We start from the raw sequence: 22,977 nt of genomic DNA, 5'->3' as shown, positions 1-22,977 counted from the left end.
GAAGCAGCATGGACAAGGATTTTGCCTACTGGCAGGCGCGCGCCGCCGCGCTGCCCATCGAACTGCGCGCCTTCATCGACGGCAGCTACAGCTGGGCCGCCGACGGCGAAACGCTGCCCTGCGTCAGCCCGGCCGATGGCCGCCTGCTGGGGGAATTCGCCCGCTGCGGTAGTGCCGATGTTGATCGTGCCGTAGCCGCCGCACGCCGCAGTTTCGAGGCCGGCAGCTGGTCGCGGCTGGCGCCGCGCGAGCGCAAGGCGGTGCTGCTGCGCTGGGCTGGGCTGCTGAGCGAACACAGCGAGGAGCTGGCGCTGCTGGAAACGCTGGACGTGGGCAAGCCTATCGCCGACACCTCCAGCATCGACCTGCCCAGCACCGTGTACTGCCTGCAGTGGTTTGCCGAGGCCATCGACAAGCAGCATGGCGAGGTGATTCCGGGCGATGGCAGCTTTCTTGGCACCGTCACCCGCGAGCCGGTGGGGGTGGTGGGCGCCATCGTGCCGTGGAACTACCCGCTGCTGATGGCGATGTGGAAGCTGGCGCCGGCGCTGGCCACCGGCAACAGCGTGCTGCTCAAGCCGTCGGAGCGCTCGCCGCTGACCGCGCTGCGCATCGCCGCGCTGGCGCGCGAGGCTGGGCTGCCGGATGGCGTGCTGAACGTGCTGCCGGGCGATGGCAAGGTGGGAGAGCTGCTGGCGCGCCACCACGATGTGGACTGCATCGCCTTTACCGGCTCCGGCCCGGTTGGCCGCAAGATCCTGCACGCCGCTGCCGACAGCAATATGAAGCGGGTGTGGACCGAGCTGGGCGGCAAGTCGCCGAATATCGTGTTCGACGACGTGGCCGACATCGCGCAGGCCGCCAGCAGCGCTGCGTTTGCCATCTTCTACAACCTGGGCCAGGTGTGCAGCGCCGGCTCGCGCGTGCTGGTACAGCGCAGCATCCTGCCTGCCTTCCGCGCGGCGCTGCTGGCGGTGGCTGTTGACTGCCAGCCCGGCCACCCGCTGGACCCGGCCAGCAGCTTTGGCGCGCTGGTAGACCGCAGCCACTGCGACAACGTGGCGCGCTATATCGAGCTTGGCCGCAGCGAGGCCACCCTGCTGGCCGGCGGCCAACGCCTGGCGCGGGATGGCGGCTGCTATCTGCAGCCCACAGTGTTCGAATGCGCCAGCGGCAGCGAGCGCATCGCCCGCGAGGAAATCTTCGGCCCGGTACTGGTGATCGTGCCGTTCGACGACGAGGAAGACGCCATCCGCCTGGCCAACGACAGCGACTATGGCCTGGCCGCCGCGCTGTGGAGCCGCGACCAGCGCCGCGTTCACGCGGTGGCCGCGCGGCTGCGCGCCGGCACGGTATGGGTGAACTGCTACGACGAGCTGGCGGACATGAACTTCCCGTTCGGTGGCTACAAGCAATCCGGCAATGGCCGCGACAACTCGCTGCATGCGCTGGACAAATACACCGAGATGAAATCCACCATCATGCGGCTGCGCTGAGTTGCTCCTGAGGGTGCGGCCGGGGGCGGCCGCACCTGCTTTTTTCCCCCTTGTGCCGTTGTCCGGCGCGGTGTCGCGCTTGATTTGCCGCAAGCCGGCGACAGTTAGCCATGGCAAGCCACCCGTAATTTGTCATCGTCCATTACAATAGCTGTCATGGTCAGCCAGCTTATCCGTCATTCCCTGCTGCTTGCCGGGCTGACGAGCCTGGCAAGTCTTGCTTTTGCCCAGCCGCTACTGGTGGCGCTCGGCGAACACAAACCGCCTTATATCCTGCAGGAACAGCGTTCCGGCATTGAATACGAGCTGGTAACCACCGCCTTGCGTGATGCCGGTTACGAGCCGCAGGTGGTGTACATGCCCAATCAGCGCGCGCAGCAGGCGCTGGCCGAGGGCAGGGTAGATGCCGCCATCTCGCGCAATGGCCCCTTCGTGTCGGTGCCGTATATCGCCTACCACAATATGGCGATTACCCTGTGCGAGCGGAACCTCTCGCTGCCGACCATTGCGGCGCTGGGCAGCCACCGTGTTACCGCCTTCCATAACGCACAGCGTTTCCTGGGGCCGGAATTCGCCGACATGACGCGTAATAACGCCGGCTACAGCGAGGTATCGCCGCAGCTGATTCTGGGCAATCTGCTGTACTCCGGCCGCACCGACGTGGTGATTTCCGACCTGTTCATCTTCCTCGGCCTCACGCCGCAGCTCACCCTGCCTGCCGGTGCGATCCGCCCGGTATGCAGCCATGCGCTGTTTCCACCCACGCTGTACTCGCTGTCGTTCCGTGATCCGGATGCGCGCCAGCGCTTCAACAGTGCCATTCGCAAGCTGGCGCGCGGCGGTTTCTACCAGCAGCTTGGCAGCCGCTACCGGCTGCTGGACAGGCAGGGCCGCGCACTGTTCAGCCCGGATACCGAGGTGCGCACGCCGGACGGTGGCCAGCGCTGGACCTTCAACAACACCGCGCTGCGCCTTCGCTAAACCGCTGCGGCCAACCCTATAGCCTGCACTGGCTGCGTATCACCTGCGCCAGGGTGGCAAAGTGGCGTTCGATGTCGGCCTCGTCCACGTGGGCATAGCCCAGCAGCAGGCCGGGCTGCGGCGCCGCGCCACGGTAGTACTGGCTGAGCGGGCGGGTGAGCACGCCGGCGCGCATCGCCTGCTCGCACACTGCTAGATCGTTGCTGCCCGGCGGCAGGCCCAGCACCAGGTGCAGGCCGGCGGCGCCGTCATGGATTGGCAGCCGCTCGCCGAAATGCTGGCGGATGGCGGCCAGCAGCGCCTGGCGCCGCCGCGCGTACAGCTGGCGCATGCGGCGGATATGGGCGACAAAATGTCCCTCGGCAATGAAATCCGCCAGCACCGCCTGAGTCAGGTACTGCCCACCGCGATACAGCTCGGACAACCCGGTCTGGAAGCTTTCCACCAGCGCCTCCGGCACCACCATGTAGGCCAGGCGCAGACCGGGGTAGATCACCTTGGAAAAGGTGGCCAGATAGATCACCCGGCCGTGCGCATCCAGCCCCTGCAGCGAGGGTAGCGGCGGGCGGCCGTAGCGGAATTCGCTGTCGTAGTCGTCCTCCACGATCCAGCAGTTGTTGCGTCGCGCATAGGCCAGCAGCCGGCGCCGCCGCGCCAGGCTCATCACCGCGCCCAGCGGGTACTGGTGCGAGGGCGACACGTAGATCAGCCGCGGCACCCCCTGCGGCATGCCCTCGTCCAGCTGCAGCCCCTGTTCGTCCACCGCCACGGGGATGGTATCCAGCCCGGCGCTGCGCCACACGCTGTGCACCCCCCAGTAGCCAGGATCCTCCACCCAGGCCTTGTCGCCGCTGTCGGCCAGCAGCAGCGATACCAGCTGCATGGCGGCGTGGGTGCCATTGGTGACGATGATCTGCTCCGGCGAGCAGCGCACCCCGCGCGAGCTGCGCAGGTAGTCGGCCAGCTGCTGGCGCAGCGCCGGCAGCCCCGGCCCCACCGCGTAGGTGAGCAGGTCCGGCTGCGGCTTGCGCCACTGCCGGTTCTGCAGCCGCATCCAGATGCGCGCCGGAAAGGTACGCACCTCCGGCACGCCGGGCATGAAGGCGCCCCATTGCCGCTCGGCGGCGCCGGCCTGTGCCACCAGCGCCTGACCGCGCGCCGAGATGGCCGCCTGCGCCTGTGCCGGCGTGGCCGGCTGGGCATGTTCCAGCGCCACCAGCCGGTCCGGCCGGGTATCCAGCACGAAGGTGCCCTGGCCGACGCCGGCGCTGACATAGCCCTCTGCGGCCAACCGTTCGTACACGTGGATCACCGTGTTGCGGGCCACGCCCAGCTCGGTGGCCAGCTGGCGCGACGACGGCAGCCGCAGCCCGGGCGGCAGCTGTTCCTGCAGCATGGCATCGCGCAGCAGCCGGTACAGCTGCTGGTTGTTGGCCTCGCTGCTGCCACGGTTGAACTGCTGTTGCAGCAGGTCACCCAGCAGTGGCGAGCTGCCGCCACCGGCGGGGGGAGATGGCATGGACACGGTAAATTGGCTCCATCAGAAAAACATGATTGGGTCTAATTATATCGCCAATGGCCCCTTACACTGCCGGCCTGCATTCCCCCCAATGCAAACGGGCAGCTCGAAAAACGCCAGCTTTCGTTGCGATACTGCGTTGCTCATAAAAAATTCCTCCTTACATATCCGCCATATGCTGCGTCGGAATTTTTTATTCGCGCCTTGTCTCGCTTAGAAAACCGGGTTTTCAAGCCGCCCGAACATAACAACAAAAAACAAGGGCCGCCCAAGCGGTCTTCCCCGGACCAATAGAGAGTAATAGTTGATGACTGCAACCTCCTCCGGCTTGAGCCACGGGCTCAAGCAACGCCACGTCACCATGTTGTCGATTGCCGGCGTGATCGGCGCCGGCCTGTTCGTCGGCTCCGGCCACGCCATTGCCGAAGCCGGCCCGGCGGTGCTGATCGCCTACGCCATTGCCGGCCTGCTGGTGGTGCTGGTGATGCGCATGCTGGGCGAAATGGCCGTGGCCTCGCCCGATACCGGTTCGTTCTCCACCTATGCCGATCGCGCCATCGGCCACTGGGCCGGCTACATGATCGGCTGGCTGTACTGGTGGTTCTGGGTGCTGGTGATTCCGCTGGAAGCCACCGCCGCCGCCACCATCCTGCATGCCTGGTTTGCCGGTGTGCCGATGTGGCTGTTCGCGCTGGGCATCACCGTGCTGCTGACCATCACCAACCTGTTCAGCGTAAAGAACTACGGCGAGTTCGAGTTCTGGTTCGCTCTGGTGAAAGTGGTGGCCATCGTCGCCTTCCTGGCCATTGCCGGTGCCGCCATCTGCGGCCTGATTCCGGGTAGCCAGGTAAGCGGTGTGAGCAATCTGTTCGCGCATGGCGGCTTCATGCCCAATGGCTTCGAGGCAGTGCTGGGCGCCATGCTCACCACCATGTTCACCTTCCTCGGTACCGAGATCGTCACCATTGCCGCGGCGGAATCCGACAACCCGCAGCAGCAGATCACCAAGGCCACCAACTCGGTGGTATGGCGTATCTGCCTGTTCTACCTCGGCTCCATCTTCGTGGTGACGGCGCTGGTGGCATGGAACGATCCCTCGCTGCCGCTGCAGGGTTCCTACCAGCGCACGCTGGAGCTGATCGGCATCCCCAATGCCAAGGCCATCGTCGATGTGGTGGTGCTGGTGTCGGTAGCCAGCTGCCTGAACTCGGCGCTGTATACCGCCTCGCGCATGCTGTACTCGCTGTCCACCCGCCGCGACGCGCTGCAGCTGTTCGGCGAGGTTGCCCCCAACGGCACGCCGCAGAAGGCGGTGCTGGGTTCCATGGTGGTGGGTTTCCTGATGGTGATTGCCAACTACCTGGTGCCGGAAGAAGTGTTCAACGTGCTGCTGGCTACCTCCGGCACCATCGCGCTGCTGGTGTACCTGGTGATTGCCATTTCGCAGCTGCGCATGCGCCAGAGAATGGTTGCCGCCGGCGAGACCCCGGCCTTCAAGATGTGGCTGTTCCCGGGCCTGACCTGGGCGGTGATCGTGTTCATCTGCGCGGTGGTGGTGCTGATGGCGTTCCGCCCGGACCACCAGATCGAGGTAATCGGCACCGGCGTGCTGACCCTGTTGCTGCTGGCGGTGGGCTGGGTACGTGCCCGCCTGTTCGGCACGCCGTGGGTACGCAGCAGCACACTGCAGACTGCCGCCAGCCGCGCCTGATTTGTTTGACCCTGCTGTATCACAGCCTTTGCCCGTCGCCTGTGCGACGGGTATTTTTTTGCTGCCGCGAAGGTGGCCCACAAGGTAGCCCGGATAAGCGCAGCGCATCCGGGGACGCCTTACCCTCCAGCCGGCAAACCCCGGATGCGCCTGCGGCTTATCCGGGCTACGCTTTGCCCCCTGCGAAGCTACACAACGTTGGCCGCAAAAAAGCCGGACAGTCTGCACTGTCCGGCTTCTTGTAATCTGCGTCCGCACTTGGCCGCGTCTACCCACGCTTACTGGTTGCGGTTGGCGCGGCGGTAGCGTTCGATCAGCAGCTTGGTGGAGCTGTCGTGTGGCGCGGAAGCCAGCTTGCCGGCCAGCTCGGCGTGAATGGTCTTGGCCAGCTGCTTGCCCAGCTCCACCCCCCACTGGTCGAAGCTGTTGATGCCCCAGATTACGCCCTGCACGAAGATCTTGTGCTCGTACAGCGCGATCAGGCTGCCGAGGTTGCGCGGGTCGAGGCGGTCCATCAGCAGGGTGTTGGTCGGGCGGTTGCCGTCGAACACCTTGTGCGGCACCAGCGCTTCCAGCGCCTCGCCTTCCAGCCCCTGCGCCGCCAGCTCGGCGCGCACTTCGTCGGCGGTCTTGCCGCGCATGAAGGCCTCGGCCTGGGCGAACACGTTGGCCAGCAGGATCTCGTGGTGGCCCGGCAGGCTGGTGCGGTTTTCCAGCGAGCAGATCAGGTCGATAGGTGAAATGTGGGTGCCCTGGTGCAGCAGCTGGAAGAAGGCGTGCTGGCCGTTGATGCCGGTTTCGCCCCAGATGATAGGCGCGGTCTCGAAGTTCACCGTGCTGCCATCCACGCATACCTTCTTGCCGTTGGATTCCATGTCCAGCTGCTGGATGAAGGCCGGCAGGCGGTGCAGGTACTGGTCGTACGGCGCGATCACGTGGCTGCCGCCGCCGTAGTAGTTGATGTACCAGATGCCGATCATGGCCAGCAGCACCGGCATGTTCTCTTCGTACGAGGCGTTGTAGAAGTGCTGGTCCATGATGTGGGCGCCGTTGAGCAGCTCGGTGAAGTTCTCCTCACCCAGATACAGCATGATCGGCAGGCCGATGGCCGACCACAGGCTGTAGCGGCCGCCCACCCAGTCCCAGAATTCAAACATGTTTGCCGGGTCGATGCCGAACTCGGCCACGGCCTTCTTGTTGGTGGATACCGCCACGAAGTGCTTGGCCACCGCCTTTTCGTCCCGCGCGCGCGACACGAACCACTCGCGTGCGGTCAGCGCGTTGGTCAGCGTTTCCTGGGTGGTGAAGGTCTTGGATTCCACCACGAACAGCGTGGTCTCCGGGTGCACCTTCTTCAGTGTTTCCTTCAGCTGCGCGCCGTCCACGTTGGAGACGAAGTGCATGTTCATGCGCGGGTGGCCGTAGGGCTTGAGCGCGCTGCACACCATCAGCGGGCCGAGGTCGGAGCCGCCGATGCCGATGTTCACCACGTCGGTAATCGGCTGGTGGGTGTAGCCCAGCCATTCGCCGCTGCGCACCGCGTGGGCGAACTTGCCCATGCGCGCCAGCACCGAGTTCACCTTCGGCATCACGTCTTCGCCATCCACCAGGATCGGCGAGTTGGTGCGGTTGCGCAGCGCCACGTGCAGCACGGCGCGGTTCTCGGTGCTGTTGATCTTTTCGCCCTTGAACATGGCCTTGATGCGTGCCGGCAGGCCGGCTTCGCGCGCCAGTTGCATCAGCCCTTTCAGGGTGTCGTCGGTGAGGCGGTTCTTGGAGTAGTCGAGAAACAGGCCGCCCACTTCCAGCGAGTAGCGCTCGGCGCGTTGCGGGTCGGTTTCGAACAGCTCGCGCATGTGCAGCTGTTTGGCTTCGGCGAAGTGCTGCCACAAGGCGTTCCAGGCGGGCAGTTGCGTCAGTTTGCTCATGATGGCTCCGGGTCTCTTTGTCGTATTGTCGCGGCCAACCTCTGTCGGGTTGGCTGTTGTGCGCCTGCTGCGCGGGGCGCGTGCAGGCTTAGTCATGCTCTTCGTCGCCGCGCAGGCGTTTCTGTTTCAGGCTGCGCTTGGCTTTTTCCAGCTGCGTCACCACGCCGGGGCCGCGTTTCAGCGCCACGCCCACGGTGAGGATGTCGATCAGCACCAGGTGCAGGATGCGCGACAGCATCGGGCTGTAGGTTTCGCTGTCTTCCGGCGAATCCACCGCCAGCGTCACGGTGGCTTTTTCCGCCAGTGGTGTATCCGGCACGGTGATGGCAATCACTTTGGCGCCGGTGGACAGCGCCATTTCCACCGCGTCCATCAGCTCGCGCGAGCGGCCGGAGCTGGAAATCGCCACCACCACGTCGTCCGGCCCCAGCACTGCGGCGGCCATGATCTGGATGTGGCTGTCGGCATAGGACACGGTGGGAATGCCGAAGCGGAAGAACTTGTGCTGCGCGTCGGCGGCGATGATGCCGGAGTTGCCCAGGCCGTAGAACTCGATGCGGCGCGCGCCGGCCAGCAGGTCCACCGCGTCATCCACCGCCTGCGGGTTGATGTCGTTGCGGCACTTCAGCAGCGCGGTAACGGTGTTGTCGAACACCTTGGCGGTGATCTCCGACACCGGGTCTTCCGGGCGCACACTGGAGTGCACATAGGGCACGCCGCCCACCAGGATGCCGGCGAGCTTGAGCTTGAAATCCGACAGACCACTAAAGCCCATGCTGCGACAGAAGCGGATCACCGTCGGCTGGCTGACGCCGGCGCTGGTGGCGATGTCGGACACTGCCGACTGCATCACGGTATACGGCTGGGCCAGTACCAGCTCCGCTACCCGGCGTTCGGCGCCGGAGAGCTTGTCGAGGTCTGCGCGGATTTTTTCAAGCATGGTGGTCACCCAGGTGGTCGGCCAGTGCGGCCTGTACGCCGGTCAGCGCCGGGTAGGCACTGTGGATCACATACACCGGCACGGCGGCCAGGTAGTCGCGGAAGCGGCCCTTGGCTTCGAAACGCTCGCGGAAGGCGGAGCGGGCGAACATGTCGCCGAAACGCGGCACGATACCACCGCCGATATACACCCCGCCAACCGCGCCCAGTGTCAGCGCCAGGTTGCCGGCGGCGGTGCCGAGCATGGCACAGAAGTGCGCCAGCACTTTTTCGCAGCGCGCATCACGGCCGGACAGGCCGCGCTCGCTGATCTGCGCCGCCGACAGCTGGCCGGCGGCTTCGCCGTCCGCCACCGCCAGCGCATCGTGAATCAGCTCCAGGCCGGGGCCGGACAGGAAGCGCTCGCAGGACACATGCTGGCCGAGGCGGCCCTGCGCATAGTGCAGGATGGCGGCCTCTTCATCATTCACCGGGGCGAACGACACGTGGCCGCCTTCGCCGGCAATCGCCACCCAGCTGCCGCCGTGTGGCAGCAGGCCGGATACGCCCAGGCCGGTGCCGGCGCCGATCAGCGCCTTGGCGCCGTGGCGCAACTCGCCGCCGCCCACCTGTACCAGTTCGCTGGCCGGCAGGTGCGGCAGCGCCAGTGCCAGCGCGGTGAAGTCGTTCAGCACCAGCAGGGTGGCGAAGCCCAGTTCCTGACGGGTGGCCTCAATGGAGAATGCCCAGTGGTGATTGGTCATCTGCACGAAGTCGCCGGTCACCGGGTTGGCGATGCCGATGGCGGCATGGCTAACCGAATGGGTATCGGCGCGCTGCAGGTAGGCACGCATGGCATCGGCCAGCGTCGGGTAATCGTTGCAGGGCAGTACATCGATGTCCTCGATGATGCCGGGCGCGGTTTCCAGCGCGAAGCGGGCATTGGTGCCGCCGATGTCGGCCAGCAGGCGCGGGTAGGGGTGCAGGGTGCTCATGGTTACGTTATCCCTCGCTCAGGACTTGCGCACGATCTGCTGCGCTTCGGCGATACCGCGTTAAAAACGTCTTCGGAATGCTCATTGACTTCATGTCAACTCCGCTTCCTCAGCCGTTTTCGCCTTGTCTCGCTCTAGCTCGCTAGATCGTGAATATGTTCTTAGACAGACCAGTACACGTCCAGCGGACGGGCAGTGGCGGTCAACAGGTGGCTGATTGGCAGCGTATCGCTGACGGCGGCTTCGGCAGCGTCCAGCACGCGGCGTTTGGCCTCGCCGGCAATCGCCAGGTACAGCTTGCCGCTGCGCTGCAGCTCGGCCAGCGTCATGCTGATGCGGGTGTGCGGCGCTGCCGGCGGCACCACTACCAGTAGCGCGGCAGGGTTGGCTGCAGCCAGGCCCTCGGCCAGGTTGCTGGCGTTCGGGAACAGCGAGGCGGTATGGCCGTCTTCGCCCATGCCCAGTACGGCCACGTCCGGGGTGCGCCACTGCGCGGTGGCGGCGGCCAGCTCGGCCTGGGCATCGCTGCCGGTTTGTACCAGCGGCAGGAAGCTGGCGGCGGCAGCCTTGCCCCGCAGCAGGTGCTCGCGCACTAGCCCGGCGTTGCTGTCGGCGTGGTCGGGAGCCACCACGCGCTCGTCCACCAGAGTGACGGAAACCTGTTGCCAGGCGATGTCCTGCGCGGCCAGCGCCTGCAGGAAGGGAACCGGCGAGCGGCCGCCGGAAACGGCCAGTACCGCCTGGCCACGCGCGGCGATGGCGCTGGCCAGGTCGGCGGCTACTGCCTGCGCCAGTGCGGCGCTGGCAGTAGCCGCCGAGGCGAATGCGTGCAAATTCATCTCTGTATCCGTTGATGCTATTGATGCTGTTTTTATCCGTTGCGGCCAACCTTCAGGGGAACGTTGGCCGCAGGCAGGGGAGAGTGCTCAGCACTCCTCGTGCCACGACACCCCGTCACGCGACAGCAGCGCGCTGGAGGCAGCCGGGCCCCAGGTACCGGCGGTGTACTGCTTGGGCGGGGTAGTGCTGTGTTGCCAGTGGTCCATGATCGGCTCTACCCAGCGCCAGGCTTCCACCAGCTCGTCGCGGCGCATGAACAGCGCCAGCTTGCCGCGGATCACGTCCAGCAGCAGGCGCTCGTAGGCGTCGGCGCGGCGTACCTTGAACGATTCGTGGAAATCCAGGTTCAGGTGCACCGGCTGCAGGCGCTGGGTGTCGCCCGGCTCCTTGGACAGGAAGTACAGGCGGATGCTTTCTTCCGGTTGCAGGCGGATCACCAGGCGGTTGGCGGTGTTCAGGCCCATCGGGCTGGGGAACAGGTGGTGCGGCACGTCGCGGAAGTTGATCACGATCTCCGCCAGGCGCTCCTGCATGCGCTTGCCGGTGCGCAGGTAGAACGGCACGCCGGCCCAGCGCCAGTTGTCGATCTCGGCCTTGATGGCGACAAAGGTCTCGGTCTGGCTGCCGGCGGGAATGCCCTGCTCCTGCAGGTAGCCCACCACCGGCTGGCCGCCCACCGCGCCGGCCTTGTACTGCGCGCGCACGGTCTTGCCGGCCACGTCCTGCTCCGTAAACGGGCGCAATGCCTTCAGTACCTTCAGCTTCTCGTCGCGTACCGCGTCGGCGCCCAGGTTGGCCGGCGGCTCCATCGCCACGATACACAGCAGCTGCAGCAGGTGGTTCTGCACCATGTCGCGCAGCGCGCCGGTGTTGTCGTAGAAGTCGCCACGGGTACCCACACCCAGGTCTTCCGAGATGGTGATCTGCACGTTGTGGATCCACTCGCGGCGCCACAGCGGTTCGAACAGCGCGTTGGCAAAGCGGATCGACAGCAGGTTCTGCACCGACTCCTTACCCAGGTAGTGGTCGATACGGTACAGCTGCTCTTCCTTGAAGTGGCGGGCAACGGCTTCGTTGATCTCGTTGGACGATTCCAGATCGTGGCCCAGCGGTTTTTCCAGCACCACGCGTACCTTGTCGTGGTTCAGGCCCACGGCGGCCAGGTTGTCGCAGATGCCTTCGAACAGGTCCGGCGCGGTGGCCAGGTAACACACCGCCACGCGGCCAACGTGCTGGTTCAGTGCGTCGGCCAGCGCCGGGTAGTGCTCCGGCGTGCCGGCGTCTACCTTGAGGTAGTCCACGCGGGAGAGAAAGCCCTGCCAGGCGGCGTCGGAGAAATATTCCTTGATATGGATGCGCGCGCTCTTTTCCACCATCGCCAGGTAGTCCTCGCGCGCCATGTCGCGGCGGCCCAGCGCCAGGATGCGGCCTTCCTCGTTCAGCAGGCCGGCAGCGTGTGCCTGGTACAGCGACGGCAGCAGTTTGCGCATGACCAGGTCGCCGGTGCCCCCGAACAGCACCATGTCGAAGGCCGGGGTGTGCAGATTAGCGTTGTCCATCCTGAGTGTTCTCTCGCACTGGGGGTTGTGATGTAGTTATATTACCAAACGACTGTTGCTTGTCTATGCCTGTTGCCAGCTTTTTACTGCAGGTGTTTGCGGTGTTGTTCACGGCCAACATTATATTAAAGCACTGATATATATGAATTTGTTTGACGCTGCGCGGCTTTTTTTCGGAGAAATGCGGCGTAACGCCTTGCCAACAAACTGTAGTAAAACTACCATTCGACTACCGCAACACGGGCCAACACCATGACTCTGCACCCCGTTCTCCAAGCCGTTACCGACCGCATCGTCGAACGCAGCCGCGCTACCCGCGCCGCTTATATGGAACATGTCCGCGCCGCCATGCGGCAGGGCAAGGTAGAACGTTCCCAGCTGTCCTGTACCAATCAGGCACACGCGTTCGCTGCCATGCCGGACGGCATCAAGATTCACCTGCAGGACAGCGTGCGCCCCAACCTGGCCATCGTGTCTGCCTATAACGATATGCTGTCGGCGCACCAGCCGCTGGAAACCTTTCCGGCGCTGATCAAGGAAGAAGCGCTGAAGGCTGGCGCCACCGCCCAGTTCGCCGGCGGCGTGCCGGCAATGTGCGATGGCGTTACCCAGGGCTTCGACGGCATGGAGCTGTCGCTGTTCTCGCGCGACGTGATCGCCATGAGCACCGCCATTGCCCTGAGTCACCAGATGTTCGATGCCGCGCTGTACCTGGGCGTGTGCGACAAGATCGTGCCGGGGCTGGTGATCGGCGCGCTGTCCTTCGGCCACCTGCCGGCGGTGTTCGTGCCGGCCGGCCCGATGACCACCGGCATCGCCAACGACGAAAAAGCCAAGGTGCGCCAGCTGTTTGCCGAGGGCAAGGTTGGCCGCGACGCGCTGCTGGCCTCCGAAATGGCCTCCTACCACGGCCCGGGCACCTGCACCTTCTACGGCACCGCCAACAGCAACCAGATGCTGATGGAAATCATGGGCCTGCACCTGCCGGGCGCCGCCTTTGTGAACCCGAATACCCCGCTGCGCGAGGCGCTCACCCGCAAGGCCGCGCGTGTGGCCACCGAGATCAGCGCCCAGGGCAGCCGTTACACCCCGATTGCCGAGGTGATCGACGAGAAAGCCATCATCAACGGCATTGTCGGCCTGCTGGCTACTGGCGGTTCCACCAACCACACCATGCACCTGGTGGCCATGGCGCGCGCCGCCGGCATCAGTATCAACTGGGACGATTTCGACCAGCTGTCCGCCGTGGTGCCGCTGATCGTGCGCGCCTACCCGAATGGCAAGGCCGACGTGAACCACTTCCACGCTGCCGGCGGCATGGGCTTCGTGATTCGCGAATTGCTGGATGCCGGCCTGCTGCACGACGACGTAACCACCATCATGGGCAAGGGCCTGCGCGCCCACAGTCAGGAAGCCTGGCTGAACGATGGCGAGGCGGCCTTCCGCCCGTCGCCGCAAACCAGCGGTGACGACAGTGTGCTGCGCCCTGCGGCCAACCCGTTCTCCGCCGATGGCGGCCTGAAAGTGCTGGCCGGCAATATCGGCCGCGCAGTGATCAAGGTATCGGCAGTGAAGCCGGAACACCGCGTGGTGCAAGCACCGGCAGTGGTGTTCAACGACCAGAACGAACTGCTGGCGGCGTTCAAGCGCGGCGAGCTGGAAAAAGACTTTGTAGCGGTGATCCGCTTCCAGGGCCCGCGCGCCAACGGCATGCCGGAACTGCACAAGCTCACCCCGCCGCTGGGCGTGCTGCAGGAACGTGGCTTCAAGGTAGCGCTGGTAACCGACGGCCGCATGTCCGGCGCCTCCGGCAAGGTGCCGGCGGCGATTCACGTTTCGCCGGAAGCACTGCTGGGCGGCGACATCGGCAAGGTGCAGGACGGCGACCTGGTGCGGCTGGATGCCGACAAGGGCGAGCTTGTGGTGCTGGTGCCGGCTGCCGAATGGGCGGCCCGCCAGCCGGCGCAGGTGGATCTCACCCGCAACCAGTTCGGCACCGGCCGCGACCTGTTCGCCGGCATGCGCCAGCTGGCCACCGCGGCGGAAGAGGGCGCGATGAGCTTTGCCCATCCGCTGTGGACACAAGACAAGTAAAGACATTTCGCCACGGAAGACACGGAAAGCACGGACCCGCGCCTGACAACCCTGCATCAGCGGGCTGGCGAGTCGAGTTGCTGAGTGGTTCTGTGGTTTCTGTGGCAATCGAAAAGGATAGATAGATGGACGCTTTGAATCTGCTTCGCCAAAGCCCGGTAATGCCGGTGATCGTGGTAAACGACGCCGCCGTGGCGGTGGATCTGGCCCGCGCCCTGGTGGCCGGCGGCATCCGCACCCTGGAAATCACCCTGCGCACCAAGGCGGCACTGGCGGCCATGCGCCGTATCCGTGACGAAGTGCCGGACGCGCTGGTAGGCGCCGGCACCGTGCGCACCCGTGCCCACCTGGAAGCGGCGCTGGATGCCGGCGCGCAATTCGGCCTCAGCCCAGGCCTGACCCCGGAGCTGGCCGCCGCCGCGCGTGCCTCCGGCGTGCCGTTCATTCCCGGCGTGGCCACCGCCTCCGAGGCGATGCGCGCGCAGGACGAAGGCTTCGACATCCTGAAACTGTTCCCGGCAGAGGCGGTGGGCGGCATCAAGCTGCTCAAGGCGCTGGCCGGCCCGCTGCCGGAACTTCGCTTCTGCCCGACCGGTGGCATTGATGCCTCCAATGCGGCCAACTACCTGGCACTGCCGAATGTGCTGGCAGTGGGTGGCAGCTGGCTGACCCCGGAAGCGGCGCTGGCCGCCCAGGACTGGGACAAGATCACCGCACTGGCGCTGGAAGCCAGCGCGCTGGCCAAGCGCTGAGTCGCTCAGCACTGTTTTGCCAGCGACAGGCAAACCTCGTAGCCCGGATAAGCCGCAGGCGCATCCGGGAACGATTGCCACGCTGGAGTTGTGTTTATCCCGGATGCGCTGCGCTTGTCCGCGTATGTGCTTCGCGTATCCCCGGATGCACTGCGCTTGTCCCCGGATGCGCTGCGCTTATCCGGGCTACCAAATCCTTTCCGTCAGACTCGCGCTGCGGGATGGTGTGTTTTGTTGCTTTTCGTTTCTTTCGCAGGCGTGCTGACTCTCCCCGGCACGCCGTTTTTTTGTCCGCCTGCTTGCGGCCAACGTTATGCTGGAATGGTGGAACGCCCTGCGGGCTTCCACCCTACAAGCTTCCGCCCTACAAGCCTCCCCGGTTTTGGCATACCATCAAGCACCGTCATTTCCCGCCCTTGCCCCGCCATGAAGCTGTTCATTGCCGAAGACGACACCGTACTGGCCGACGCCCTGCTTACCCGCCTGGCGCGGTTGGGCTTTGACACCGCCCATGCCGCCGATGGTTTGCAGGCACAGCAGCAATTGCTGACGGAGGATGTCGATGCCGTGATCCTGGATATCGGCCTGCCGGGGCTGGACGGCCTGCAGGTGCTGCGCAATGTGCGCGTGCACAAGCCGGCGCTGCCCATCCTCATCCTCACTGCGCTGGACAGCATGGAAGACCGCGTGGCCGGGCTGGATGCCGGCGCCGACGACTACCTGGTGAAGCCGTTCGAATTTCCCGAGCTGGAGGCGCGCATCCGCGCGCTGCTGCGTCGTCACCGCGTGGCGGACAGCCCGCAGCGCGACGAGCTGCGCTTTGGTCGCTTGCGGCTGGACCGTGCCGGGCAGCGCGCCTGGGCGGATCAGCAGCCGCTGGAGCTGTCGGCGCGCGAATTGCAGCTGCTGGAAATCCTGCTGGCCAATGCCGACCGCGTGGTGACCAAGGAGCAGATTGCCGGCGAGTTGTCCGGCGACGGCGAGGAGGTGGGTGCCAATGCGGTGGAGGTGTACGTGCACCGGCTGCGCAAGAAGCTGGACGGCAGCGGCGTGGGCGTGCGCGCAGTGCGTGGCCTGGGCTACCTGCTGGCGGCGGAGCAACCATGAGCCAGCACGGTAGGAAGTTGGCCGCATGAACGGCGCCCGCCCGCGCCAGCTGTCGCTGCGCCGCCAGCTGCTGCTGTGGCTGCTGCTGCCGCAGCTGGTGCTGTGGCTGGGGGCGGCCTTTCTGGCCTACCAGCTCACCCTGGCCTACGCCAACGAGGTGATAGACCGCACGCTGGCCAAGTCCAGCAGTGCGCTGGCGCGCCAGGTCAAACCGTTCGGCAATGGCTTTTACGTGGATTTTCCGCGCGCGGCGCGTGACGTGCTGGAGCAGGACCCGGACGACCGCGTCTATTACATGGTGAGTTCGCCGCCGGAAGCCTTCCTGCTGGGCGAGCCAGCCATGCCGCGCCCGCCGGCCAGCGTCAGCGCGCCGCTGGGGGAAACCTTTTTCTACAACGGCAAGCTCGGCAAGCTGGATGTGCGCGTGGCGGCGCAGTACCTGCCGGCCGGCACGCCGGACAAGCCGGAACAGATGCTGGTACAGGTGGCCAAGAGCCGCAACCTGTCGGCCGAGCTGGCGCGCCGCATTCTGCTGGACATGGGCCTGCCACTGCTGCTGCTGATCTCGCTTACCAGCGTGCTGGTATGGGCCGGCGTCAGCCGTGGCCTGTCGCCACTGCGCAGCCTGCGCCGCACGGTGGAGGACCGCACCCCGCGCGACCTGGCACCGATCGAGATCGACAACGCACCGGCCGAGGTGCGGGCGCTGGCCACCGCCATCAACACCCTGCTGGACGAGGTGCACGGCCAGGTGGCGCAGCAGCGGCGCTTCATTGCCGATGCCGCGCACCAGCTGCGCACGCCGCTGGCCGGGCTGAAGTCGCAGACCGAGCTGGTGCAGGGCGAGCTGGCCGAGGCCGCGCCGGACCTGCCGCTGGCGCGGCGCCAGTTGGGGCAGGTGGAAACCAGCGTCGCCCGTTCCATTCGGCTGGTGAACCAGCTACTGGCGCTGGCGCGCGCCGAACCCGAAGCCGGCCTGCAGTTCAGTGCACTGGATCTGGCGGCGCTGGCGCGCGACGTGGCGGCGGAGGCAGTGCCGCGCGCCTTGGCCGCAGGCATCGACCTGGGAGTGGAAGGCGAGGAGGGCGCGCTGCCGATACTGGGCCATGCCGGCCTGCTGCGCGAGCTGGTGGCCAACCTGCTGGACAACGCCATCAGCTACACCCCGCGCGGCGGCGAGGTAACGCTGTGGCTGGCATGCGAAGGCCAGCAGGTGCGGCTGGAGGTGCGCGACAACGGCCCGGGCATCCCCGTGGCCGAGCGCGAGCGGGTATTCGAGCGCTTCTATCGTGGCAGTGCCGAAGGCAAGGGCAAGGGCTGCGGTCTCGGCCTGGCCATCGTGCAGGAAATCGCCCGCCGCCATGGTGCCAGCATCAGCCTGGATGACAATCCGGGCGGCGGTTTGCGGGTGTGCCTGCTGCTGCCTTTGCTGCCGGCGCAGTCAGGCTGAAGCCGGGCAGCACTGCCTTGCCGGCAAAGTAGTGTGTAGTTGCGACACTACTTTTCTGCTTTTTATTGCACCGCAATATCGTTTCCATGCCCTGATTTCAAGCATTTCACGACATTGTCATGGTGCATCGCACTCGATGTGGTGCATTTCCTTACAGCAATACCATCACAAACTTACACAAAACTTACATCTCGCGGCTATAGTTCCCCCAACTGCGGAACCGGCAAGGAGAGTTGCCCCGTAGTCGTCGCCGTTCGCAAAGCCAAAAATCCAGCAGCGGGCGGCACACAACACGACAGGAGATGGAATATGGAAATGAAGCGTCTGACCGTGGCCGTACTGGCCGCAACCCTGCTGCCGGCCGCCGCAATGGCAGGTGATGTGGAAGTGCTGCACTGGTGGACCTCCGGTGGCGAAGCCAAATCCGCCGCCGAACTGAAAAAGATGATGACCGCCAAGGGCCATACCTGGAAGGATTTCGCCGTGGCTGGCGGTGGTGGTGACAACGCCATGACCGCGCTGAAGACCCGCGTGGTATCCGGCAACCCGCCGACCGCCGCCCAGATCAAGGGCCCGGCGATCCAGGAATGGGGTGCCGAAGGCGTGCTGGCCGATATCGATGCCGTGGCCAAGGCAGGCAACTGGGACAAGCAGCTGCCGGCGGTAGTCAGCAATGTGATGAAGTACAAGGGCAAGTACGTGGCCGCACCGGTGAACGTGCACCGCGTGAACTGGCTGTGGGTGAACCCGGAAGCCTTCAAGAAGGCAGGCGCCACCGTGCCGAAGACCTGGCCGGAATTCTTTGTTGCCGCCGACAAGCTGCAGAAGGCCGGCATCCAGCCGATCGCCCATGGCGGCCAGCCGTGGCAGGACGCCACCCTGTTTGAATCCGTGGCGCTGGGTGTGGGTGGTGCCGACTACTACAACAAGGCATTCGTGAAGCTGGACAAGGCCACCGTGGGTGGTGCCACCACCGTCAAGGTGTTCGAGACCATGGCCAAGCTCAAGACCTATATCGACAAGGGCGCCGCCGGCCGTGACTGGAACCTGGCTACCGCCATGGTAATCAACGGCAAGGCCGGCATGCAGTTCATGGGTGACTGGGCCAAGGGCGAATTCACCGCCGCCGGCAAGGTACCGGGCAAGGACTTCCTGTGTGTGGATGCACCGGGCACCCAGAACGCCTTCACCTTCAACATCGACTCCATGGCCATGTTCCAGCAGAAGTCGCCTGCCGCCGTGAAGGCCCAGGCCGACCTGGCCGCCACCATCATGAGCCCGCAGTTCCAGGAAGTGTTCAACTTGAACAAGGGCTCCATCCCGGCCCGTCTGGATACCCCGCTGGCCAAGTTCGATGTCTGCGCCAAGAAGTCCAACTTCGACATGAACGCCGCCGCCAAGAGCAGCAAGCTGGTGCCGAGCTTCGCGCACAAGATGGCAATGCCGTCGGCTACCGAAGGCGCCATGGTGGACGTGATCTCGCAGTTCATGAACTCCAGCATGACTCCGAAACAGGCTGCCGAGCGCCTGGCCAAGGCCAGCGCGGTTCGCTGATCCTGATGCTGTAACAGCAGCAGCCCTCACCGCCAGCCGGCGGGGGCTGCTGTCATGTCCCGCCGTTTGTCCGCGCTGCCGCCAGGCAGCGTGAACGGCGCCGCCTTACCCGAGACAGCAAGGAACTCACATGTCTGCCTCTGCTCATCAAGGCCTGCGTGCGCTGGCCGACCGCTGGCTGCCCAAGCTGGTGCTGTCGCCGACGCTGGCTGCCAGCCTGGTTTTCGTCTACGGCTTCATCGCCTGGACCGGCTGGCTTTCCTTTACCGAATCCCGACTGATGCCCCGTTTCGAGTGGGCTGGCTTCGTGCAGTACCAGGCGCTGTTCGAAAACGAGCGCTGGTGGACCGCTGCGGCCAACCTTGGCATCTTCGGCAGCCTGTTCATCCTGATCTGCCTGCTGGTGGGTCTGCTGATGGCGGTGCTGCTGGACCAGAAAATCCGTGCCGAAGGCGCGCTGCGTACCATCTACCTGTACCCGATGGCGCTGTCCTTCGTGGTAACCGGTACTGCCTGGAAATGGATGCTGAACCCGGATATGGGCCTGCAGAAGGTGATGAACGATTTCGGCTTCGCCGACTTCACCTTCGACTGGCTGGTGAACCCGGACATGTCCATCTACACCGTGGTGATTGCCGGTGTGTGGCAAAGCTCCGGCTTCGTGATGGCGCTGTTCCTGGCCGGCCTGCGCGGTATCGATGATTCCATCATCAAGGCTGCCCAGGTGGATGGCGCCAGCCTGCCCACCATCTACCGCCGCATCCTGATTCCCAGCCTGCGCCCGGTGTTCTTCAGCGTGCTGCTGATCCTGTCGCACATCGCCATCAAGAGTTTCGACCTGGTGATGGCGCTGACCGGCGGCGGTCCGGGTACCTCGTCCGACGTGCCGGCCATCTTCATGTACCAGTTTGCCTTTACCCGTGGCCAGCTGGGCCAGGGCGCGGCGTCGGCGATGATGATGCTGTTCACCATCGTCGCGGTTCTCGTCCCGCTGATGTACATGGAAACAAGGAGTGCCAAACGTGTTTAAGAATCTGACACCTGGCCGCGCGCTGGTCTACGCCGCGTTGCTGCTGATGGCCATCTACTACCTGCTGCCGCTGTACGTGATGCTCACCACCTCGTTCAAGAGCCTGGACGACATCCGCGCCGGCAACATGCTGTCGCTGCCGCAAGTGTGGGAAGGCGGGGCCTGGGCCAAGGCCTGGGCCAGCGCCTGCACCGGGGTGGAATGCAACGGCATGCAGGGTTTCTTCTGGAACTCCATCAAGATGACCGTGCCGGCAGTGCTGATCTCCACCCTGATCGGCGCAGTGAACGGCTACGTGGTGTCGATGTGGCGCTTCAAGGGCTCGGATGCGCTGTTCACCATGCTGCTGGTGGGCTGCTTCATTCCGTTCCAGGTGGTGCTGCTGCCGATGGCGCAACTGCTGGGCCTGCTCGGCATCGCCAACACCACTACCGGCCTGGTGCTGACCCACGTGGTGTACGGCACTGCGTTTACCACGCTGTTCTTCCGCAACTTCTACATCACCGTGCCGGATGAGCTGGTGAAGGCGGCCCGCATCGATGGCGCCGGCTTCTGGACCATCTTCGGGCGCATCCTGCTGCCGATCTCCGGGCCGATCTTCGTGGTCTGCATCATCTGGCAGTTCACCCAGATCTGGAACGACTTCCTGTTCGGCGTGGTGTTTGCCTCCGGCGAGTCGCAACCGATCACGGTGGCGCTGAACAACCTGGTGAACACCTCCACCGGGGTGAAGGAATACAACGTGGATATGGCGGCGGCCATCATTGCCGCCCTGCCGACCCTGTTCGTTTATATGGTAGCCGGCCGCTATTTCGTGCGCGGTCTGACTGCCGGTGCCGTGAAAGGTTAATGCGATGGCCGCTCTTTCCATCAACAACGTATACAAGACTTACGCCAACGGCACCGACGTGCTCAAGGGCATCGACATCGCCATCGAGGACGGCCAGTTCCTGATCCTGGTTGGCCCCTCCGGCTGCGGCAAGTCCACGCTGCTGAACATGATTGCCGGCCTGGACGATATCTCCAGCGGCGATATCGTGATCGGCAACAAGCGGGTGAACGAGCTGTCGCCCAAGGACCGCGACATCGCCATGGTGTTCCAGAGCTACGCGCTGTACCCGTCGATGACGGTGCGCGAGAACATCAGCTTCGGCCTGGAGATCCGCAAGGTGCCCAAGGCCGAGATCGACGCCACCGTGAACCGCGTGGCCGACATGCTGCAGATCAAGCACCTGCTGGAGCGCAAGCCGGGGCAGATGTCCGGCGGCCAGCGCCAGCGCGTGGCCATGGGCCGCGCCCTGGCCCGCAACCCGTCCATCTTCCTGTTCGACGAGCCGCTGTCCAACCTGGATGCCAAGCTGCGCGTGGAGATGCGTACCGAAATCAAGCTGATGCACCAGCGCCTGAAATCCACCATCGTCTACGTGACCCACGACCAGATCGAGGCCATGACGCTGGGCGACCGCATCGCGGTGATGAAGGACGGCATCGTGCAGCAGTTCGGCAGCCCGCAGGAAATCTACGACAACCCGGCAAACCTGTTCGTGGCCGGCTTCATCGGCTCGCCGTCGATGAACTTCATCCCCGCCACCGTGGTGGAATCCGCTGGCCAGATCGGTGTGAAAGTGTGCGACGACAAGGGCTGCGTGGTGCTGCCGCTGCCGCACGACAAGGCCAAGCTGGCAAGCTGGGTGGGCAAGGAAGTGATCTTCGGCATTCGCCCGGAGCAGATCACCGATGCGCGCACCGCGCACCGCGACGGCCTGCCGGAAATGAGCTGCCATATCGACGTGATCGAGCCCACCGGCCCGGATACCCTGGTGTTCGTGTCGCTGAACAACACCAAGGTGTGCTGCCGTACCCACCCCACCGAGGCCAAGCGCCCAGGCCAGAGCATGGACCTGGTGTTCGACGTGTCCAAGGCGGTGCTGTTCGACCCGCAATCCGAACAGCGTATCGCCTGATGCGCGCGCTCGGTCTGCAAGCGTTGGCCGCAGACGGCCCGCTGCTGTCGCCGGTGGCAGCGGGCGTGTGGCGCCTGGACGAATGGGGCTTCGACGATGCCGCGCTGGCGGCGTGGGTGGAGCACGCCATCGTGCTCGGCATCACCACCTTCGACCATGCCGACCTGTACGGCGGCTTCCGCTGCGAGGCGCTGTTCGGCCGCTGGCTGAAGGCCAACCCGTCGCGGCGCGACGCCATCCAGCTGGTGAGCAAGTGCGGCATCAAGCCACCGGATGCGGCGCGCGGCTGGCGGGTGAAGCATTACGACACCACGGCGGCACACATCACCGCCAGCGTGCACAACTCGCTGCAGCACCTGGGCAGCGACTACCTGGACCTGCTGCTGATCCATCGCCCGGACCCGCTGCTGGAGCCGGACGAGGTGGCAGAAACCTTCGCGCGGCTGCGGGATGCCGGCAAGGTGCGCCACTTCGGCGTGTCCAACTTCAGTCCCAGCCAGTATGCGCTGCTGGCTTCGCGCACCCACCTGGTAACCAACCAGGTCGAGGCCTCGCTGCTGCATACCGTGCCGCTGTTCGATGGCAGCTTCGACCAGTGCCTGCAGCTGGGCGTGCGGCCGATGCTGTGGTCACCGCTGGCCGGTGGGCGGCTGTTCGATGCTGCGGCCAACCCGGCACTGGCAGCAGGGCTGCAGCATCTGGCCACCGAGCTGGAGGTCAGCACCGCTGCAGTGGCGCTGGCTTGGCTGCTGCGCCACCCGTGCCGGCCGTTGCCCATTATCGGCTCCCGCAAGTTGGCCGCACTGGACGACGCTGCCGCTGCCTGCCTAGTGCAGCTGGACCGGCAGCAGTGGTTTACCCTGCTACAACTTGCACGCGGCCAGGAAGTGGCCTGAACAAGACTCCGTGTATCTCCTGCCTGCAGGAGCGACTCTCCTTTGGCGGCCTGCGGGCCGCTTTTTTCTTGTGTGCAGCCCCATTGACAGGCCAGCAGCCAGATTGGGAATTGTCGTAAATAGTGTATCCTACTGTGAAATTCGCATTTAATGCGGTTTAAATTTCATAAACGAAATAATCTG

General features: G+C 65.0%; 18 protein-coding genes. 12 read left to right on the top strand and 6 right to left on the bottom strand.

Going from position 1 to position 22,977, the window contains the following annotated elements:
* Positions 1 to 8 precede the first annotated feature (8 nt).
* Together ACFOKJ_RS11115 and ACFOKJ_RS11110 are read left to right on the top strand one after the other, a co-directional pair.
* The gene (locus ACFOKJ_RS11115) at positions 9 to 1,496 is read left to right on the top strand and encodes an aldehyde dehydrogenase family protein (RefSeq protein WP_390279534.1); all 1,488 of its coding nucleotides are present in this window, start codon (positions 9 to 11) and stop codon (positions 1,494 to 1,496) included.
* 156 nt (positions 1,497 to 1,652) lie between these two features.
* Positions 1,653 to 2,477: a substrate-binding periplasmic protein gene (locus tag ACFOKJ_RS11110; protein ID WP_390279532.1), complete on the top strand. Its 825-nt coding sequence runs from the start codon at positions 1,653 to 1,655 to the stop codon at positions 2,475 to 2,477.
* 16 nt (positions 2,478 to 2,493) lie between these two features.
* Here ACFOKJ_RS11110 and pdxR read toward each other — a convergent pair whose 3' ends face one another.
* Positions 2,494 to 3,996, bottom strand: coding sequence for a MocR-like pyridoxine biosynthesis transcription factor PdxR (pdxR, locus tag ACFOKJ_RS11105; RefSeq protein WP_390279530.1), 1,503 nt, complete (start codon positions 3,994 to 3,996; stop codon positions 2,494 to 2,496).
* Positions 3,997 to 4,303: 307 nt separating this feature from the next.
* Here pdxR and gabP point away from each other — a divergent pair, with 307 nt between their 5' ends.
* Entirely contained in the window at positions 4,304 to 5,707 is a 1,404-nt protein-coding gene (gene gabP / locus ACFOKJ_RS11100; RefSeq protein ID WP_390279528.1) for a GABA permease, read from the top strand.
* 278 nt (positions 5,708 to 5,985) lie between these two features.
* Here the strand turns inward: gabP and pgi are convergent, their stop codons facing one another.
* From pgi to zwf, 5 genes are all read right to left on the bottom strand, one after another.
* Complete coding sequence (gene pgi / locus ACFOKJ_RS11095) at positions 5,986 to 7,635, bottom strand: glucose-6-phosphate isomerase (RefSeq protein ID WP_390279526.1); 1,650 nt, start codon at positions 7,633 to 7,635, stop codon at positions 5,986 to 5,988.
* Positions 7,636 to 7,723: 88 nt separating this feature from the next.
* Positions 7,724 to 8,575, bottom strand: coding sequence for a transcriptional regulator HexR (hexR, locus tag ACFOKJ_RS11090; protein WP_390279524.1), 852 nt, complete (start codon positions 8,573 to 8,575; stop codon positions 7,724 to 7,726).
* Positions 8,568 to 9,548: a glucokinase gene (locus ACFOKJ_RS11085; protein WP_390279522.1), complete on the bottom strand. Its 981-nt coding sequence runs from the start codon at positions 9,546 to 9,548 to the stop codon at positions 8,568 to 8,570. Before ACFOKJ_RS11085 ends, hexR begins: the two co-directional genes overlap by 8 nt.
* Positions 9,549 to 9,709: 161 nt before the next feature.
* Entirely contained in the window at positions 9,710 to 10,387 is a 678-nt protein-coding gene (gene pgl, locus ACFOKJ_RS11080) for a 6-phosphogluconolactonase (protein WP_390279520.1), read from the bottom strand.
* 87 nt (positions 10,388 to 10,474) lie between these two features.
* Positions 10,475 to 11,947, bottom strand: coding sequence for a glucose-6-phosphate dehydrogenase (gene zwf / locus ACFOKJ_RS11075; RefSeq protein ID WP_390279518.1), 1,473 nt, complete (start codon positions 11,945 to 11,947; stop codon positions 10,475 to 10,477).
* A 252-nt stretch (positions 11,948 to 12,199) separates the two neighbouring features.
* Between zwf and edd the strand changes: the two genes are divergently transcribed.
* The 9 genes from edd (at position 12,200) to ACFOKJ_RS11030 (ending at position 22,794) form a co-directional block, all read left to right on the top strand.
* A complete protein-coding gene (gene edd, locus ACFOKJ_RS11070; RefSeq protein ID WP_390279516.1) occupies positions 12,200 to 14,041 on the top strand; it encodes a phosphogluconate dehydratase in 1,842 nt (613 codons plus the stop codon).
* A 125-nt stretch (positions 14,042 to 14,166) separates the two neighbouring features.
* Complete coding sequence (eda, locus tag ACFOKJ_RS11065) at positions 14,167 to 14,793, top strand: bifunctional 4-hydroxy-2-oxoglutarate aldolase/2-dehydro-3-deoxy-phosphogluconate aldolase (protein WP_390279514.1); 627 nt, start codon at positions 14,167 to 14,169, stop codon at positions 14,791 to 14,793.
* Positions 14,794 to 15,219: 426 nt separating this feature from the next.
* Complete coding sequence (locus ACFOKJ_RS11060; protein WP_390279512.1) at positions 15,220 to 15,900, top strand: response regulator transcription factor; 681 nt, start codon at positions 15,220 to 15,222, stop codon at positions 15,898 to 15,900.
* A 25-nt stretch (positions 15,901 to 15,925) separates the two neighbouring features.
* A complete protein-coding gene (locus ACFOKJ_RS11055; protein WP_390279510.1) occupies positions 15,926 to 17,350 on the top strand; it encodes a sensor histidine kinase in 1,425 nt (474 codons plus the stop codon).
* A gap of 309 nt (positions 17,351 to 17,659) precedes the next feature.
* A complete protein-coding gene (locus ACFOKJ_RS11050) occupies positions 17,660 to 18,904 on the top strand; it encodes an ABC transporter substrate-binding protein (protein ID WP_390279508.1) in 1,245 nt (414 codons plus the stop codon).
* Positions 18,905 to 19,034: 130 nt separating this feature from the next.
* On the top strand, positions 19,035 to 19,934 hold the full coding sequence (locus ACFOKJ_RS11045) for a carbohydrate ABC transporter permease (RefSeq protein ID WP_390279506.1): 900 nt from the start codon (positions 19,035 to 19,037) through the stop codon (positions 19,932 to 19,934).
* Complete coding sequence (locus tag ACFOKJ_RS11040) at positions 19,927 to 20,784, top strand: carbohydrate ABC transporter permease (RefSeq protein WP_449369337.1); 858 nt, start codon at positions 19,927 to 19,929, stop codon at positions 20,782 to 20,784. The genes ACFOKJ_RS11045 and ACFOKJ_RS11040 overlap by 8 nt, the downstream gene beginning before the upstream one ends.
* A 4-nt stretch (positions 20,785 to 20,788) precedes the next feature.
* Positions 20,789 to 21,898, top strand: coding sequence for an ABC transporter ATP-binding protein (locus ACFOKJ_RS11035; protein WP_390279504.1), 1,110 nt, complete (start codon positions 20,789 to 20,791; stop codon positions 21,896 to 21,898).
* Positions 21,898 to 22,794, top strand: coding sequence for an aldo/keto reductase (locus ACFOKJ_RS11030; protein WP_390279502.1), 897 nt, complete (start codon positions 21,898 to 21,900; stop codon positions 22,792 to 22,794). Before ACFOKJ_RS11035 ends, ACFOKJ_RS11030 begins: the two co-directional genes overlap by 1 nt.
* Positions 22,795 to 22,977 lie beyond the last annotated feature (183 nt).

It is taken from the genome of Vogesella amnigena, assembly GCF_042648905.1.
GTDB lineage: Bacteria > Pseudomonadota > Gammaproteobacteria > Burkholderiales > Chromobacteriaceae > Vogesella > Vogesella amnigena.
This window is presented reverse-complemented; position numbering and strand designations above follow the sequence as displayed.